Below are 17,188 nucleotides of genomic sequence, written 5' to 3'. Positions count from 1 at the left end.
TTTTAGAACAGCGTGTAGATGAACGGTGCCACCGCCGAGCCTTGGCTGAGGATGATCAGGCCACCGAACAGCACCATCATGACCAAGATGGGCAGCAGCCAATATTTCTTGCGCGCACGCAGGAAAGCCCACAATTCAAGCAGGAACGCCATGGTCACACCTTATTAGAATTGAGTCTTCATGGAATCCGGCTTGGGACCGGGCGGATCACGGGGGATCCAATAGCTGGCGGCGCTTGCGTCGCGCTTGAGCCGCATGGGGTCCTTGCCGGTGGCGCGCATCAGCAGGCCGACCGGGGTGACGGTCAGAAAGAACAGCAGGCCCATGATCAGCGGCGTCATGATTGAATGCAGCAGCAGGCCAAACTTGAACCAAATCAAGTTCAGCGGCTTAAGCAATGCCGGTCGGGCCAGGGCGACGATCAGAAAAAGCACGGCAACGGCCAAGGCCCACAGCCGGATATCACCGCCGCTTTTCAGCGGCCACAGGCCAATAATGGCGAAAACGGCGGTGAAAATGAAGCCGAACGAACGTTCCGATCCCATCTGCGCCGGCGCGGAATGGCCTTGGGTTTCCAGAACCGGAGAGGATTTGTTGCTCATGCCCGTCGCGCCATCGTAAAAACCTCGGCTCTCATAGCATGGGGAAGGAAATGCTTCAAACGCTAACCCCCGGACGCAAGCGCTGTTCCAAAACGTCACACAGGGCGTGGCCGATCAGGATATGCATTTCCTGAATGCGGGCGGTGACCGTCGATGGCACCACGATCAGGGGATCGCACAGACCGACCATCTTGCCGCCATCGCGCCCGGATAGGCCGGCGGCGATACCGCCAAGGCCGCGGGCCGCTTCCAGGGCCTTCAACACATTGGGGCTGTTTCCCGAGGTGCTGATGCCGAGGGCGACGTCGCCGGGGCGCAGCAAGGCTTCGATCTGGCGGGCGAAGATATCGTCATAGGAAAAATCGTTGGAGCACGCGGTCAGGATCGAGGTGTCGGTGGTCAACGCCAAGGCTGCCAGGGCACGACCGTTGGTGCGATAGCGGACCACCAGTTCGGCCGCCAAGTGCTGGGCATCAGCGGCGGAGCCGCCATTACCGAAAAACACGATCTTGCCGCCCTGATTGAGCGATCGGGTGCAGGCCTCGGCAAGAGTGACGAAGGCGGGGCCGACGCTGTCTTTGCTGGCGGCAACGGTCTGTTCATGCTCGATGAATTGATCGGCCAGGAATTGGCGCGGGTCCATGGGTCATCTCCGTCCCCGAAAGTCGCCTCCTTACCTAATGCAACCGTCTTCGCCGTTCAACCTCCATCGGCGAGACTTTTCAGGTGGCGGTTGGCGACCACCAGCATGGACAGATCCAAGTGCGGTGCCGCGCGCAGTTCCGCCACCAGGGAATCGGCGCGGGCGATATCGTCGTGACGGCTTTCACGCCATTGTTCCAGCGCTTGATCCGGGGGTAAATCCGGTGACGCGGTGAGAACCGAATGGGTGATCGCTCGTTGCAGGGCGTGCAGATCCTCGGTGGCGGCATTGATGGCCAGTTTCTGCCAATGGCCGTTGGCGCTTAGCTTTTGCGCCGAAGACCGCAACCAGCCCAGACCAAAGCGATGGCCGACCAGGAAGTAAAGCTGCCCGACCACCGCTACCGGCAAATGATGCACATCGGCCAGACGGACGATATCGGCGGCCGAAGCCAGCATGATCAGCCCGCCGATCTTGGTGGATAAATCGACCGGGGCGCCTTGGGCGACGTATTCTTGCGCACGGGCGGCCATGGCTTCGGCCAGTTCGGTTGGCAAGATGGCGGTGTCCGCCTGTTCCAGGGCGGCGATTCCGGGGGCCAGGCTGGCGATGGCCGCGCCCATGTCCATGGGAGAGGCGACGGAGCGCAGGACCCAGCCGGTGGTGCGTTCCAGCAATCGGTTGGCCTCGGTCAGCAAGGTGATTTGCACCGATGCCGGAACCGATCCATCCAGGGCTTCCACCGCCTGCCACAACGAACGCAAGCCGTAGGTGTCGCGGGCGACGACATAGGCGCGGGCAATATCGGCGGGGCCAAAACCGGTGCGATCCATCATGTCGAGTACGAAGCCGATCCCGACCCGGTTGATCATGGAATTGGTGATGGCGGTGGCGACGATTTCGCGCCGCAATCGGTGACAGCCGATTTGCGCGGCAAAGCGGTCTTGCACGGCCGTGGGGAAATACCGGATCAGATCGGCGGCCATGAACGGATCATCGGGCAGGTCCGAGGCGATGACCGCGTCGTGCAGCCAGATCTTGGCATAGGCCAGCAGCACCGACAGTTCCGGCCGGGTCAGGCCGCGTCGATGGGCGGCGCGTTCCAGCAAGATATCGTCGGTGGGCAGAAACTCGATGGTGCGATCCAACCGCCCGGCCTTTTCCAGCAGACGCATGAACCGGGCGTGACCATCCAAAAACTCGGCGCCGCCGGCTTCCATCACCGACAAGGCTTGGGTTTGCAGGTAATTATCGCGCAGCACCAGCGCGGCGACGTCGTCGGTCATCGAAGCCAACACGTCATCGCGCTGTTTGCCGGTCAGATCGCCGGCGGCGACGATTTCGTTCAGCAAGATCTTGATGTTGACCTCGTGATCCGAGGTATCGACGCCGGCGGAATTGTCGATGGCGTCGGTATTGAGCCTAATCCCGGCCAAGGCCATTTCCACCCGCCCGCGCTGGGTGATGCCCAGATTGGCGCCCTCGCCGATCACCTTGGCGCGGATGTGGCGGCCATCGACGCGGATGGCCTCGTTGGCGCGATCGCCCACCTCGGTGTGACTTTCGTCATGGGCCTTGATGTAGCTGCCGATGCCGCCAAAGAACAGCAGATCGACCGCGGCGGTCAGCAGGACCCGGATCAGGGCATTGGGGGTCAGAACCGTTTGGGGGATGGCGAAGCGTTCGGCCATTTCGGCGGAAATGGCAATGGTTTTGGCCGCGCGTGAAAACACCCCGCCACCGGCTGAAATCAGCGTGGCGTCGTAATCCCCCCAGCCCTTTACCGCCTTGAACAGGCGCTGGCGTTCGCTAAAGGAAAGGGCGGCGTCGGGATTGGGGTCAAGGAAGATATGAGAATGGTTGAAGGCGGCGACCAACCGGGTATGGGGCGAACACAGCATGCCGTTGCCGAAGACGTCGCCTGACATGTCGCCGATGCCGATGGCGGTGAAAGCGGTGGTCTGTATATCGATTCCGCTGTCGCGGAAGTGCCGTTTCACCGCTTCCCAGGCGCCGCGCGCGGTAATGCCCATGGCCTTGTGGTCGTAGCCCTTTGAACCGCCAGAGGCAAAGGCGTCGCCCAGCCAGAACCCGTATTCCAGCGACAAGGCATTGGCGATATCGGAAAAGCTGGCGGTGCCCTTGTCGGCGGCGACCACCAGATAAGGATCGTCGCCGTCGCGGCGGACGATGCCGGCGGGGGGGACCACGGCGCCGGCGCGAAGATTATCGGTCAGATCCAGCAGGCCGCGCATCATGGTCTGATAGCAGGCGATGCCTTCGGCCAGCAGGGCCTCGCGCCCCCCTTCGGCCGGCGGTTGCTTGACGACGAAACCGCCTTTGGCTCCCACCGGCACGATGACCGCGTTCTTGACCATTTGCGCCTTCATCAGGCCCAAAATCTCGGTGCGGAAATCGTCGCGGCGATCCGACCAGCGGATGCCGCCGCGCGCCACCTTGCCGCCGCGCAGATGCACGGCTTCGACTCGGGGGCTATAGACGAAGATCTCCACCTTGGGCCGGGGCAGCGGCAGATCGTCGATCAGGGTCGAATCCAGCTTCAACGACAGATAGTCCAGTCCTTGGAACCAGTTGGTGCGCAAGGTGGCCGAGATCAGGTTGAAGAAACGACGCAAGATGCGGTCGTCATCGGCGCTATCGACCCGATCCAACAGGGCAGTGGTTTGGGCCTCGATGATGCCGGCATCACCGGATAAATGGGTGGGATCGAACAACGCCTTGAACCAGGCGACCAACGTCGCCGTTTGTTCCGGGTTGTCGTAAAGGGCGCGTTCCACATAGCTTTGCGACAGCGGCGAGCCGGCTTGGCGCAGATATTTGGCATAAGCGCGGACGATGACCACTTCGGTCCAGTCAAGACCGGCCATCAGCACCAGCCGGTTGAAGCCGTCGCTTTCGGCGGCGCCGCGCCAGATGGCGGTCAAGGTCTTTTCGAACAGGCTGGCGCGGTCGCCGATATCGATGGCGGCGCCATTGGCCGATTGGACCTGGAAATCGTGCAGCCAGAACGACTGGTCCAGATCGGCGGCGCGGATTTCATGGGGGACTTCGGTGATCACCCGCAGGCCCATGGCTTCCAGAATGGGCAGGATATCCGACAGCGCCACCGTGTCGCCCCGGCGCAGCAATTTCAGCCGGGCTTCATGGGCGGGGGCCTCTACCGGGCGGTACAGGTTCAAGGCGATGTCTTCGCCCGCGGCCACCCGTTCCAGCCGCTCGACATCGCCCAAGGCGGCCAGCGGCATCTGGCGCTCGCGATAGGCGGCGGGAAAGCCATCGCGCCAGCGCCGCGCCAGGGTCAAGCCGCGTCCCTCGCCGTGACTGTGAACCAAGGCTTCTTGCAGGTGATCCGACCATGACCGGGTGGTGATGGCGATGCGGTTTTCCAGCTCGCTTTGGTCGGGATGGGGCGAGGTGCCGGGATGGGTGCGGATGATCAGATGCAGACGGGCCAGCGGACCATCGGATACCTGGGTATAATAAGCGTCCAGGCTGCCGTCATAGGCCTGTTCCAAAATGCGGGTCACCGCCAGGCGCATGGGGGTGTCGTAACGGTCGCGCGGCAGATAGACCAGACACGAGGCAAAGCGGGAAAAATCGTCGTGGCGGACGAATAAGGCGACGCGTGGACGGTCTTGAATGCGCAAGATGCCCAAGGAAATCCGGAACAGTAAATCCTCGGAAATCTGGAATAATTCGTCGCGCGGATAGGTTTCCAAGATATTGGCCAACGCCTTGGCGTCGTGGCTATGGCGGGGAAAGGCGGCGCGAGCTTCGACGCGGGCAACCTTTTGCCGCAACAACGGAATGCTGTCCGGATTGCGGGTATAGGCGGCCGAGGTGAACAAGCCGATAAAGGCGTGCAAGGCCGTCACCCGGCCATTGGCATCGCAATATTTGACGCCGATGACATCCATGTGGGCCGGGCGGTGCACATGCGATGGGTTGACCGACTTTGTCACCAGCAGCAAGCCGGGAGCGTTGACGAAAGCGCGGACTTCGTCGGGCATGGCCGCCAGCGCCATGGCGTCGTCGAACACCATCATTTGACTATTGCGCAAGATACCCAGGCTTTCGCCGCTTTCCGCCGCGACCATGGGGGCCTCGGCCGGGCCGGACAAAGTGAAGCGGCGATAGCCGAGCAAGGTAAAATGGTTGTCGTGCAGCCATTGGAGAAAGGCGACGCTTTCGTTGACATCCTCGGCGGCGGCGCTGCCGCAATTATGGGGTAATTCCGCCGCCACGTTTTGAATGCGATCGCGGATGCCGTGCCAGTCGTTGACGGCGGCGCGGACCTCGGCCAAGACCGTGCTGAGCTGGGTGCAAATCCCGGCATGGGCATGGCTTTCCTGGCGGTCCACCTGGATATGCATGACCGATTCGTTCAGGCTGCCTCCCATTGCCGTCAAGCTGCCGTCGGTGGCGCGATCGACCGGCAGGATGGGGTGCATCAACTGGTGGATGCTCAGACCCAAGGACGACAGCCGCATGGCCACCGAATCCAGCAGGAAGGGCATGTCGTCGTTGACGATCTCGATGACCGAATGGGACGATGTCCAGCCGTCGGCTTCCAGGTCGGGATTGAACATGCGCACGCAAACCTGTCCGGGAACGCGCTGTTTCATGAAGCCCAGCAGGCCAATGGCGATGGCGAAAAATTGGTGCGGGTCGATGGTGTCGAGATCGGCGCCGGGCAATCCGGCCAGCAAGGCGGCGGCGACGATTTCGGCTTGGGGGACGCGCTCATCCTTAAGATGCTGGTGGATGATGGCGGTGACGTCGTTGGCCAAATTGGCCCGCAAGAAATCGCTGCTGTGGTTCATGACGCCATCCCCTTGATTGGGCATTCGGATTTGCCGTTAACCCATTAGGTGGCTTTTGACGGAGCGTTTCAACAGGGGACGGCGCTTATTTTGGCCGTCCTGCCGCCCGACATAATTGCATGATGGCGCGCGAGCAGATTTCCTCGGCCGGCATGCCGGTGGTCTTGCACTCGGTTTCGGCTTCGATCAGCCGTTCCAGGGCTTGGCCGACGCGATCGGCCGGCCAGCGGGAAAGTTGGCGGCGGAAACGATCAACGGCCTTGAAGATGACCGGGGGCTTAAGCGCATTCATCGCCTGTTCGCTTGATTTGCCCTGGGCCATGATGCCGGCAGCCAAATGCAAGCGCTGAAAATGCCGCGACAAGGCGCGCAACACCGCCACCGCATGGGTGCTTTCACGGAACAGGCGGTCCAGCACCCGCTGGGCGGTGGCGTGGTCGCCTTCGGCGGTGGCCATGGCCAGATCGTCCATGGACAGGGCGGCGGTGTCGCCGATACAGGCGAGCGCGTCGTCCAGGCTGACGCGGCCAGGGGCGCCCATGTACAGGGCCAGCTTTTGCAATTCCGACCGGGTCAACCGGCGATCGCCGCCCAGATGATCCATCAGAAAGGCCATGGCCTCGGGTTCGGCGGTGAGCTGATTGGTTTTCAGCTCTTCGGCGATGACCTGTTGCAGGCTGGCGCCTTCGTCGCCATAGCAGGCCAGGGCGGCGGCATTGCTGGCGCCTTCGAACAGCTTACGCAGACTTGAGCGTGGCCCCAATTCCCCCGCTTCGACCACCACCAGGGCATCGCCGACGGGATTGGCAAGGAAGCTTTGGAACAAAGACGACACGGTGTCGCCGCCATCGCGCAGCATCACCACCCGGCGTCCACCGGTCAAGGCCATGGCGGCGGCCTCGTCGGCCAGGCGGGCGGGATCATCTTTCAATGCCGCGGGGGTCAGCTCGGCGACGCGGAACGGGTCGTTGAGATCGGAAAGGACGGTTTTGGCCAGCTTGACCGCACGCTCGCGCACCAAGCCATTATCGGGTCCGAACACCAAGATGGCCCGCATGGCGGGGTCGGGAGCGCGTAAAAAGGCTTCGGCTTTTTGGCCGGAGAGTTTCACGGAATGGTTCCGCTGGGCCGTTTGCCATTGGCGAAATAGGCCGCCACCTGGGCGCGGATGTCTTCGGCCAGATCGGTCAGCGCCCGTTGCTCGGCATCGCGTTCCACCGCCGTGCTGCCGTAACGTGGTCCCAGCAGACGATAGCTGACGACGGAGCGGCTACTGCTGGAAAATACCGGCTTCTCGCTTTGGTAATCGACCAACTGGAAGGTGGCGGTGATGAACAGACGGCCGAGAGAGGCCTTGCCGTCATTGCGCTCGGCCAAGTTTTCTTGGCTCGTGGTCAGTTTGACATTCAGGCTGTGGGTACTGTGCGCCGGCTCCCCCAAGGGGGTGATGCGCTGGACCAAGGCGTTGCGCAGGATTTGACCGGATCGGTCCTCGATCCCGGCGACCCGAATGCCCGCCAGTTCGGCCACCACCGGGTTGGCTTGGGATTGGTTCTTGGCATACATGGGGGTGAAGCCGCAGCCCATTGGGCCCAGCGCCAGCAATCCCACCATCAGAGCGACTTTAGACCACCACATTGACGATCCGGTTCGGTACCACCACCACCTTGCGCGGTGCTTTGCCAGACATTGCCGTGATTACCGCGTCCTGCGCAAGCGCCGTTTGCTCGGCCAGTGTGGCGTCGCAATCCTTGGGCAGTTCGATGGTGGCGCGCAGCTTGCCGTTGACCTGGACGGCGATGGTCACCGAATCCTCGACCAGCAGGCTGGAATCGGCCAGCGGCCAAGCGGTGTCCACCACCGGGACGCTGTGGCCCAGTTCCGCCCACATTTCTTCCGCCAGATGCGGCATCATCGGCGAAATCAGCAAGGCGGCGGCTTCCAGCCCCTGGCGCAGGACCCAATAATCGCCAGCGGCGGCGGGCTTGAAATCACCCAGCGCATTGGTCAGTTCGCGGATGCGGGCGACCGCCTTGTTGAAGTGGAAACGATCCAAATCCTCGGCGACGGCGGCGATGGTCTTGTGGGTCATGCGCCGCAATTTGGTGGCGGCATCGCCCAGTTCCGGCATGACGCTACCGGGCGGCGGCAGGGTGTCGGCGGCGATGATGGTCAGGCGCCACAGGCGGTTGACATAACGCCAAGCGCCGTCGATACCGGCCTCGGTCCATTCCAGATCGCGTTCCGGCGGGCTGTCGGACAGCATGAACAAGCGGGCGGTGTCGGCGCCATAGGTGGCGATGATATGGGCGGGATCGACGACGTTGCGCTTGGATTTGGACATCTTTTCCGAGCGGCCCAAGCTGACCGGCTTGCCGGTCTGGGCGTGGATCAAACCACCGGCTTCGGCCTTGATCACCTCGTCCGGGTACAGCCAAGCGCCGGCTTCATCCTTATAGGTCTCGTGGCAGACCATGCCTTGGGTCAGCAGGCCGGCGAAGGGTTCGGACACCCCCAGATAGCCGCAGGCCTTGAGCGCGCGGGTGAAAAAGCGCGAATACAGCAGATGCAGCACGGCATGTTCGATGCCGCCGATATACTGATCCACCGCCATCCAGTAATCGGCGGCGGCGCGGTCGAAAGCGACGTCGTCGCGGGTGGGCGAACAATAGCGGGCGAAATACCACGACGATTCGAAGAAGGTATCGAAAGTGTCGGTTTCGCGCCGTGCCGGCTTGCCGCAGCACGGACAGGCGACGTCTTTCCAGGTCGGGTGGTGGGCCAGCGGATTGCCGGGCTTGTCGAAGCTGACATCCTCGGGCAGGCGCACCGGCAAATCGGCTTCGGGGACCGGAACCGGGCCGCAGCTGTCGCAATGGATGATCGGGATCGGGCAGCCCCAATAACGCTGGCGCGAGACGCCCCAGTCGCGCAGGCGCCAGTTGACGGTGCGTTCGCCCAGGCCGTCAGTCTCGATGCGGTCATTGGCGCGGGCCTTGGCGGTGACCACGTCCAGGCCGTCAAGGAAGCCGGAATTGAACAGTGTGCCGTCGCCGCTATAAGCCTCGTCACCGATCTGGAAGGTGGCGGGATCGGCGCCTTCGGGCAGCACCACCGGCTTGACCGACAGATTGTATTTGCGGGCGAAATCCAGATCGCGCTGGTCGTGGGCGGGGCAGCCGAAAATGGCGCCCGAGCCATATTCCATCAGCACGAAATTGGCGACGTAAACCGGCAATTCCCAGCCCGGCACCAACGGGTGCAGGGCCTTGATTCCGGTATCCATGCCCTTCTTTTCCGCCGCCTCGACCACCGCTTCCGAGGTGCCCATGCGGTTGCATTCGGCGATGAATTCGGCCAGGGCCGGATTGCCGGCGGCCAATTCGCCGGCCAACGGATGGTTGGGCGAAATGGCCAAAAAGGCGGCGCCGAACAAGGTGTCGGGACGGGTGGTGAAAATCTCGAGTTGGTCGCCGCGCCCCTTGAGGTTCCAGGTCAGCCGCGCCCCTTCGGAACGGCCGATCCAGTTTTCCTGCATGATGCGAACGCGGTCGGGCCAGCGGTCCAAGGTCTTCAGGCTATCAAGCAACTCATCGGCAAAGGCGGTGATCTTGAGGAACCATTGCGACAGCAGCCGCTTTTCCACCAGGGCGCCGGAGCGCCAGCCACGGCCGTCGATGACTTGTTCGTTGGCGAGGACGGTGTTTTCCACCGGGTCCCAATTGACCCAGGATTCCTTGCGATAGACCAGTCCGGCCTTGAGGAAATCCAAAAACATCTTTTGTTCGTGGCGGTAATATTCCGGCTCGCAGGTGGCCAGTTCGCGGCCCCAATCATAGGACAAGCCCATGGATTTGAGCTGTTCGCGCATGGCGGCGATGTTTTCCCGCGTCCACTTGGCCGGATGAACGCCGCGTTCGATGGCGGCATTTTCCGCCGGCAAGCCAAAGGCATCCCAGCCCATGGGGTGCAAGACGTTAAAGCCACGGGCGCGCTTGTAGCGGGCGACGACGTCGCCCAAGGCGTAATTGCGCACGTGGCCCATGTGGATGCGGCCCGACGGATACGGAAACATCTCAAGGACGTAATATTTAGGGCGCGAGGAATCGACGGTGGCGACAAAGGAATCGCGGCGATCCCATTCCTGCTGCCACTTGGTTTCGGTTTCCTTGACGTTATAACGCTCGTCGGTGCGCGACATGGCGGCCGGCCTGTACCTTGCTGAAAGGGGAAATGACGAAGAGGGGCGAAGCGCCCGCCTATTCGGTGGAAACGATGCGCAGCTGCCGGGCGCGGGTCAGAATGGCGTTTTCCAGATCGGTGGCCATCTTGGGTTCGACCCGGACATCGACCCACTGGCCCATGGAATCGCGACCTTGCTTGAAGACCGACACCTTGACGCCGTCGGCGCGCAATGCCCGGTCAAGGATGAAGACATTCAGTTTAAAGCGCTCGTTCGGCGTTTCCGGCAATTGGTACCAATCGGTGATGATGGTGCCGCCAAACGGATCGGCCGAGGCGATGGGCATGAAACCCAAGGTATCAAGCGAGGCGCGCCACAAGAAGGAATTGACGCCAATGCCTTCGCCGGCGCCTTCGCCTTTTTTCTTGTCGCCGAACATGCCTTCGGGGCCAAAAATGGTTTCGCGCTTTTCGTTGCTCATCCGCGGCGAGGTGTCACCTTTGCCACGGGTCGGGAAGACGGCTTGCGAATTGTCGCAGGCGCCCAAGGCAACCAAGGAGAACGCCAAGGCTACGGCCGAGCCAGCCAAGCGGAAAGTCTTCATCGTCGATAATACCCTGTCTTGCCCGCATGTCGCCGGAACGCCCGACGCGTTTCGGCAGAATGCACCTTTGGCGGCCCCGGCGGCAAGCCGCCTTTTTTAAAACGCGGCAAGCCGCCTTTTTTAAAACACGGCAAGCCGCCTTTTAAAAGCTAGGCCTTGGTCCGCTGCGAACAGGCCAGCATGGCATCGCGTTCGCTGTTCCACAGATCGGCATAGCCACACTCGCGGTAATCGTCGAAATAGGGGCCGCCGGTGGTGTAGTGGATCAGGGACAGCTGATCGACCGGCACCTCGGGGTCGTAATCGACCAGATGGCCCCAGCGATGGGGCAACTCGCCGATCAAGGAATCGTCTCCCAGCCACTTGAACTGGTGCAGGTCCAGCCCCGACGCGCTGTTGACGTATTCGGGCGTCAACGCCGTGCATTTGGCGTTGTTGAACAGGACGACGCTGGACCAGTTCTTCTTTTCATACTTGGTCTGCACGGCGCCGAGGAATTTTTCGTCCTCGACCGGGCGGTGGTCGTGCTTGATCACCTGGACCGCATATTTGTCATCGGCCAGGGCGAACAGGCTGGCGACGTCATCCAGCACCAGCATGTCGCAATCGATGAACAGGGACCAACCTTCATAGCCGGACAGATGCGGGGTGAGGAAGCGGGAAAACGAGAAATCGGTGGATTGCAGGGGGTTCCGTTCGCGCCACATCTTTCCGCCCAATTGGTTCAAGGCCAGGGGGATGACCGCGGTCGGGGCCGACGTCCGACGCAAGATGGAATATTGCAAGACGTTAAAGGCGACCGCTTCATGTGGGTCGAAGCCGATGAAGATGCGCAGCATGGGATTTCCCCCGAAAAGACTATGGCTATGGGCGTCATCTAACGCCACCGCCAAGGGTGGCACAAGTCCAATTGCGCGCAGAGCGAAGGGCTTGCCGGGATGTGCCTGTGTGGCTACCGTGCCCCCACCCAGGCTTATCTCCCGAGGACTTCATGGCTCCGCCTTCTCTTCAGCTTCTCGCCGGTCAGGCGCATGCGGCGCTTCAGCGGGGAGATTTGCCGTTAGCGGCCAAATTGTCCCGCCAAGCCCTGGCGCAGCAACCGCGCAATCCTGGTCTTAATCATCTGGCAGGGGTGGTGGCGTTTCATGCCGGGGATTTCGCCGCCGCAGTGAAGTACTTGCGTAAGGCGGCGGAAATGCGGCCGCCGCCGCCCGGCGTGCTGACCGATCTTGGCCAAGCTTTATTGTCCTGGGGACGCAAGGATGAGGCGATCAAAGCGTTTCAGGACGCAACCCGGCTGATGCCGGGCGATGCCGATGCCTGGGATGGCTTGGGCAATGTGTTGGTGGAGGTCAACCGGTTCGACGACGCCATTTCCGCGTTCCGTCACGCACTTTCCCTGGCGGCGGGTCATCCGCGCATTTTGTCCAATCTGGGGTCGGTCTTGGCTCGCGCCGGTCAGACCGATTCGGCGCGCGAAACCTTGGCCGAAGCCGTGCGGCGAACGCCGGGCATGCCCGATCCCGTGGCCAATCTGGCGATGCTGGAGGCCGAGGATGGCGATCCGGCCGCCGGCAAGGCACTGGCGCAACAGGTCCTGGCCAAGGTTCCGCATCATCTGGTCGCCTGGATGGCCCTGGCCAATGCGGAGCAGAAACTGGGTAATCCAGAGGAAGCGGAGCGGTTGCTCGGCCAAGTCCTGGCGGCTCATCCCGGCAATGGCCAAGTCTTGCTGTCGCTGGCCAGCGTGCTTGCCGATCTTGGCCGCAATGACCAAGCGGCGGAACTGTATGATCAGGTGTTGGGACAAAACCGCTCCAATCCCAAGGCGTTGACCGGGCTGGCGCGTATTCATGCCGCTGCCGACGCTTTCGGCGCGGCGCGGGCTTTGCTGCACGAAGCCTTGCAGATTGCACCCGATTGGGTGGCGTCGCGCATGGAATTGGCCCTGCTGGAAGCAGCTTTAGGGCGGTTCCAGCAGGCGGCCCCGCATTGGGTGTGGCGATTCCGGGCGGAAAATCAGCGCCAGCGGCGGCCTTTCCCGCAGCCGACATGGGATGGCGTGTGCCGGCCTGGCCACAAGCTGTTGTTGTGGGGCGAACAGGGGGTGGGTGACGAAGTGCTGTGGCTGTCCCTGGTCCCCGATCTGCTGGCGGCGGGGATGGAGGTGATCATCGAATGTGATGAGCGGCTTCGGGATTTGCTGCGCCGGTCCTTCCCTACCGCGACGGTGGTAACGCGTCAGGACCCGCCCGATCCGGCCTGTCTGGATGCGCAAGTCGTGCAAATGTCGCTGGGCGAATTGTTTTTGCATGTTCCCCGCCAGGACGGCCGTTCCGGGTATCTGCGCGCCGAGGACGACAAGGTGGCCCGGTTGCGGCGGCAGTTGCAGGACCAAGGCGGCGGCAAGCCGCTGATTGGTTTGTCGTGGCGATCCAATGCGGTCAATTACGGTAAGAACAAAACGCTGTCGTTGGATCAATGGAAAGCCATCCTGTCCGTTCCCGATGTCAGTTTCGTCGCGCTGCAATATGGCGATATCGACGCCGATCTGGCCGCCGCCGAGGCGGCGACCGGGGTGCGGGTGCTGCGGGCCGTCGGGATCGACATCATGAACGATCTGGACGGCTTCGCCGCTTTGGTCGCGGCCATGGACAAGGTCATCACCACCAGCAACACCACGGTTCATTTCGCTGGGGCGTTGGGGGTGCAAACCCATGTGCTGCTGCCCAAGGCCCGTGGCCGGTTATGGTATTACGGCGTCGCGGGTTCCTCGTGCCGCTGGTATGCCAACCACCGTCTGTATCGCCAATCGACGCAGGATGGCTGGGATGATGTGTTGGATGCGGTCCGGGCCGCAGCTTTTCCCTGATCAGGCGGGGCGGGATGAGCGTGAAGTCCTTGCTATATTCGCAGCTGCGAACAAAAGTGTTGCATTCATGGCACAGTGGGGAGGGAACGACACAGGCGCGTTTGGTTGCGCTTGACGGTCGGGGGGGTGGCGTGGCCCTATCCGTCATGTTCGTTCATACGGAACGCCATGGCCGGTTCAGGCCGGTTCCGCGTATCCCTAGAGAGGAGTTACCATGAAGAAGATTCTTATCGCCAGCACCGCGCTGGTCGCCGCCGGCATGATCACCGCCGGTTCGGCTTCCGCTTCGGAAAAGATCAAGCTGAACCTGGGCGGCTATTCCAAGTGGTGGGTTGTCGGCGCTTGGCAGGACAGCGGTTACGAAGCCGCCTTCGGCGCTGGTTCGGGCTCGGCCAACAACGTTGACGTCCAGGGCGAAAACGAAGTCTGGTTCGGTGGCTCGACCACCCTGGACAACGGCCTGCAGGTCGGCATCGACATGCAGCTGCGCACCGGCGGCCGCTCCGACAGCAACACCGCCTATGGCACCGCCGACGTCATCGACGAATCCTATGTCTGGGTTTCGGGCGGCTTCGGTAAGGTCATCGTCGGCACCGAAAACAACGGCACCTACCTGCTGCACGTCACCGCTCCGGATGCCGCTGGCAACTGGAACGAAGGCGGCGTGATGATGGGCAACCAGGCCATCGCCCGTCCGGCTTCGGTCACCACCCTGCGCGGCGGCAACACCACCGCCATCCTGACCGACGGCGACGCCGACAAGATCACCTATGTCGCTCCGGCCTTCTACGGCTTGACCCTGGGCGCTTCCTACGTCCCGAACACCAGCGAAGACAACCAGAACGTCTATGGCTCCGGCGGCTCGAGCTTCAGCGCCGCTTCCGAGATCTACGGCGTCGGCGCTCTGTACGCCAACACCTTCGGTGGCGTTGGCGTCAAGGTCTCGGCCGGCTACGTCACCTATGACGTTGCCGCCGCTACCGACCGTTCGCAGGAACTGGCTTTCGGCACCCAGCTGTCCTATGCCGGCTTCACCCTGGGTGGTTCGTACCGCAACCAGTCGGAAAACGCCGCTCAGAACCAGAGCGTTACCAACACCGGTTACGGTTGGGACGTTGGTCTGCAGTACGCCACCGGCCCGTATGCCGTGTCGCTGGCTTACTTCAACTCCAAGGTTCAGGGTTCGGCCACTGTTAACGGTGAAGACGAAGTCACCGCTTACCAGCTGTCGGGCAAGTACAACATGGGCGCCGGCGTCGATCTGCTGGCCTCGGTTGGTCACATCGAATATGACGGCGAAGAAGCCAGCGTTTCGGGTGGCGACGTGAACCACAACGAAGGCTGGACCGTCATGACCGGTCTGTCGCTGCAGTTCTAATTGCCGCGATCCGGGGCGGGTTCGCCCGTCCCGTTTGCGAAAGGCCCCTGCCGCAAGGTGGGGGCCTTTTTGCGTGCGGATACAAATGTTGCAGTTTTGCCACATCCGCCGGCAACTGCGATTCAAGCGCGATCCGTCAATTGACCGTTTCGGTGCGCTGCAATAGCATGCCTTGAAATTAGGCGGCTGAGGCGCTGCTTACATTCTGGTCATACTGAAAGATTGAGGGACACACATGAAAAAGATTCTCGTTGCCAGCACCGCGCTGGTCGCCGCCGGCATGATCACCGCCGGTTCGGCTTCCGCTTCCGAGAAGATCAAGCTGAGCCTGGGCGGCTATTCCAAGTGGTGGGTTGTCGGCGCTTGGCAGGATGACAACTACGAAGCCGCTTTCGGCAAGGGCGCTGGCTCGGCCAATACCGTTGACGTCAAGGGCGACAACGAAATCTGGTTCGACGGCTCGACCAAGCTGGACAACGGCCTGGAAGTCGGCGTCCACATGGAACTGGAAGCCGGTGGCCAGACCGACACCAACACCTCCGCCTCGGCCGCCACCAGCTCGGACATCATCGACAAGTCGTATGTCTATATCTCGGGTGGTTTCGGTAAGGTCATCGTCGGCACCGAATCCAACGGCACCGTGCTGATGCACACCATGGCCCCCGACGCCGCCGGCAACACCGGCGCCGACGGTATCCTGACCGGTGGTCTGGCCATTGCGCGTCCGGCCAACGTTACCGCCAAGGTGACCACCGAGATCGACACCGACGCCGAAGCCGACAAGATCACCTATGTGTCGCCGACCTTCTACGGCTTCACTGTTGGCGGTTCCTATGTTCCGAACGTCAGCGAAGACAACCAGAACGTTTATGGTTCCGGTGGTTCGACCAACAGCGCCGCTGCCGAAATCTACGGCGTTGCCGCCATGTACGCCAACACCTTTGGCGGTCTTGGCGTCAAGGCTTCGGCCGGCTACGTCACTTATGACGTCGATGTTGCCACGGATCGTTCGCAGGAACTGGCTTTCGGCACCCAGCTGTCCTATGCCGGCTTCACCCTGGGCGGCTCCTATCGTAATATCAAGCAGAACCTGGGCGCGACCCCCGGCAGTTTCGCTGGTTCCGACGGTTACGCCTGGGATATCGGTCTGCAGTACGAGACCGGCCCGTACGCCGTCAGCGTGACCTACTTCAACTCGGTCGCCGAAGGCACCGTCGCCGCCGGTGAAGACGAATTCACCGTCTACCAGATGTCGGGCAAGTACAACATGGGCGCCGGCGTCGATCTGCTGGCCACCGTTGGCCATGCCGAATACGCCGACGAAGGCAGTGCCGCCATCGACAACAACGAAGGTTGGTCGGTCATGACCGGTCTGTCGCTGCAGTTCTAATCGAACTACAGAGATTGCGTTGGGGAAAGGGCGGCAGCAATGCCGCCCTTTTTCATGTTTTATCGGGAAAGACCACTGATGGCGGCCCAGCCATGGGCGCAGCCGGGGGGGATGCGGCGCCAGCTTTGGCGATTAAGGCCCCCCAGGGCAATAACGGCAATGTCATGCTGGCGCGCCCACAGGGCAAAGCGCAGCGGCCCGATGCCGCTTTGGCCAGGATGGGAGCCGCTGGCGAAAACCTGCGATAACACACAAAAATCAGCCATCATGGTTTTGGCCCAAGCCACCGCCACGGGCGAATGGGCGGCCATGCCCAAGATCCCGCCCCGGCGTTTCAACCATAACCGGCATGGGGAAGCCCGGCCGGATCGGGCAAGGCCTTCGGCCAAATAAATCCCATCGGCGCCAATTCGCGCCGCCAGCCGCCAATCATTGGCCACCAGCAGGCAAAGCCGTCGTTGCCGGCACAGCCGCGCCACCTGCCGCGCCAAACCGCACCGTCGCGGATCATCATAATGGCGAAAGATCACGCCGCTGCCGACGGGCAACCGGCTGATGGCCGGCAGGGGGTCGGGCAGGCGGTGGTCGTCGGTGAGCAGGAACAGACGTGGAATCCGGCCGGCGGACGAATTGAGTCGGGAGATGGGCTCTGCTAGGGTCATGGCCGTCAGT

The 17,188-nt window shown here is 62.2% G+C and carries 13 protein-coding genes; 3 read left to right on the top strand and 10 right to left on the bottom strand.

Annotated elements, in window-relative coordinates:
- Window positions 1–2: 2 nt before the first annotated feature.
- The 9 genes from KEC16_RS13695 to KEC16_RS13655 all read right to left on the bottom strand — a co-directional run bounded on the left by KEC16_RS13695 (window position 3) and on the right by KEC16_RS13655 (window position 11,715).
- A complete protein-coding gene (locus KEC16_RS13695; RefSeq protein ID WP_211549858.1) occupies window positions 3–152 on the bottom strand; it encodes a DUF5989 family protein in 150 nt (49 codons plus the stop codon).
- 12 nt (window positions 153–164) lie between these two features.
- The gene (locus KEC16_RS13690; RefSeq protein WP_211549856.1) at window positions 165–602 is read right to left on the bottom strand and encodes an SxtJ family membrane protein; all 438 of its coding nucleotides are present in this window, start codon (window positions 600–602) and stop codon (window positions 165–167) included.
- A gap of 55 nt (window positions 603–657) precedes the next feature.
- Window positions 658–1,227, bottom strand: coding sequence for a D-sedoheptulose 7-phosphate isomerase (locus KEC16_RS13685; RefSeq protein WP_428846061.1), 570 nt, complete (start codon window positions 1,225–1,227; stop codon window positions 658–660).
- 74 nt (window positions 1,228–1,301) lie between these two features.
- Window positions 1,302–6,089, bottom strand: a complete 4,788-nt coding sequence (locus KEC16_RS13680; RefSeq protein WP_211549852.1) for an NAD-glutamate dehydrogenase — start codon at window positions 6,087–6,089, stop codon at window positions 1,302–1,304.
- A gap of 85 nt (window positions 6,090–6,174) precedes the next feature.
- Window positions 6,175–7,200 carry a DNA polymerase III subunit delta gene (holA, locus tag KEC16_RS13675; protein WP_211549850.1) on the bottom strand — a complete coding sequence of 342 codons (1,026 nt, stop codon included), beginning with the start codon at window positions 7,198–7,200 and terminating at the stop codon, window positions 6,175–6,177.
- Entirely contained in the window at window positions 7,197–7,727 is a 531-nt protein-coding gene (gene lptE / locus KEC16_RS13670) for an LPS assembly lipoprotein LptE (RefSeq protein ID WP_211549848.1), read from the bottom strand. Before lptE ends, holA begins: the two co-directional genes overlap by 4 nt.
- On the bottom strand, window positions 7,714–10,290 hold the full coding sequence (gene leuS / locus KEC16_RS13665) for a leucine--tRNA ligase (RefSeq protein WP_211549846.1): 2,577 nt from the start codon (window positions 10,288–10,290) through the stop codon (window positions 7,714–7,716). The genes lptE and leuS overlap by 14 nt, the downstream gene beginning before the upstream one ends.
- A 58-nt stretch (window positions 10,291–10,348) precedes the next feature.
- On the bottom strand, window positions 10,349–10,876 hold the full coding sequence (locus KEC16_RS13660) for a DUF3576 domain-containing protein (protein ID WP_211549844.1): 528 nt from the start codon (window positions 10,874–10,876) through the stop codon (window positions 10,349–10,351).
- A gap of 149 nt (window positions 10,877–11,025) precedes the next feature.
- The gene (locus KEC16_RS13655) at window positions 11,026–11,715 is read right to left on the bottom strand and encodes a glycosyltransferase family protein (RefSeq protein WP_211549842.1); all 690 of its coding nucleotides are present in this window, start codon (window positions 11,713–11,715) and stop codon (window positions 11,026–11,028) included.
- 152 nt (window positions 11,716–11,867) lie between these two features.
- On the opposite strand from KEC16_RS13655, the gene KEC16_RS13650 reads away from it, so the two are divergent.
- From KEC16_RS13650 to KEC16_RS13640, 3 genes are all read left to right on the top strand, one after another.
- Entirely contained in the window at window positions 11,868–13,748 is a 1,881-nt protein-coding gene (locus KEC16_RS13650) for a tetratricopeptide repeat protein (RefSeq protein ID WP_211549841.1), read from the top strand.
- A gap of 214 nt (window positions 13,749–13,962) precedes the next feature.
- Window positions 13,963–15,126 carry a porin gene (locus KEC16_RS13645; protein WP_211549839.1) on the top strand — a complete coding sequence of 388 codons (1,164 nt, stop codon included), beginning with the start codon at window positions 13,963–13,965 and terminating at the stop codon, window positions 15,124–15,126.
- Window positions 15,127–15,361: 235 nt separating this feature from the next.
- Window positions 15,362–16,516, top strand: coding sequence for a porin (locus KEC16_RS13640; protein WP_211549837.1), 1,155 nt, complete (start codon window positions 15,362–15,364; stop codon window positions 16,514–16,516).
- Between the two features lie 59 nt (window positions 16,517–16,575).
- Here the strand turns inward: KEC16_RS13640 and KEC16_RS13635 are convergent, their stop codons facing one another.
- The gene (locus KEC16_RS13635) at window positions 16,576–17,178 is read right to left on the bottom strand and encodes a thiamine phosphate synthase (RefSeq protein WP_211549835.1); all 603 of its coding nucleotides are present in this window, start codon (window positions 17,176–17,178) and stop codon (window positions 16,576–16,578) included.
- Window positions 17,179–17,188 lie beyond the last annotated feature (10 nt).

The organism is Magnetospirillum sulfuroxidans (assembly GCF_018224925.1).
GTDB lineage: Bacteria > Pseudomonadota > Alphaproteobacteria > Rhodospirillales > Magnetospirillaceae > Magnetospirillum > Magnetospirillum sulfuroxidans.
The sequence above is the reverse complement of the archived record's forward strand: the minus strand, read 5'-3'. Positions and strand labels throughout refer to the sequence as shown.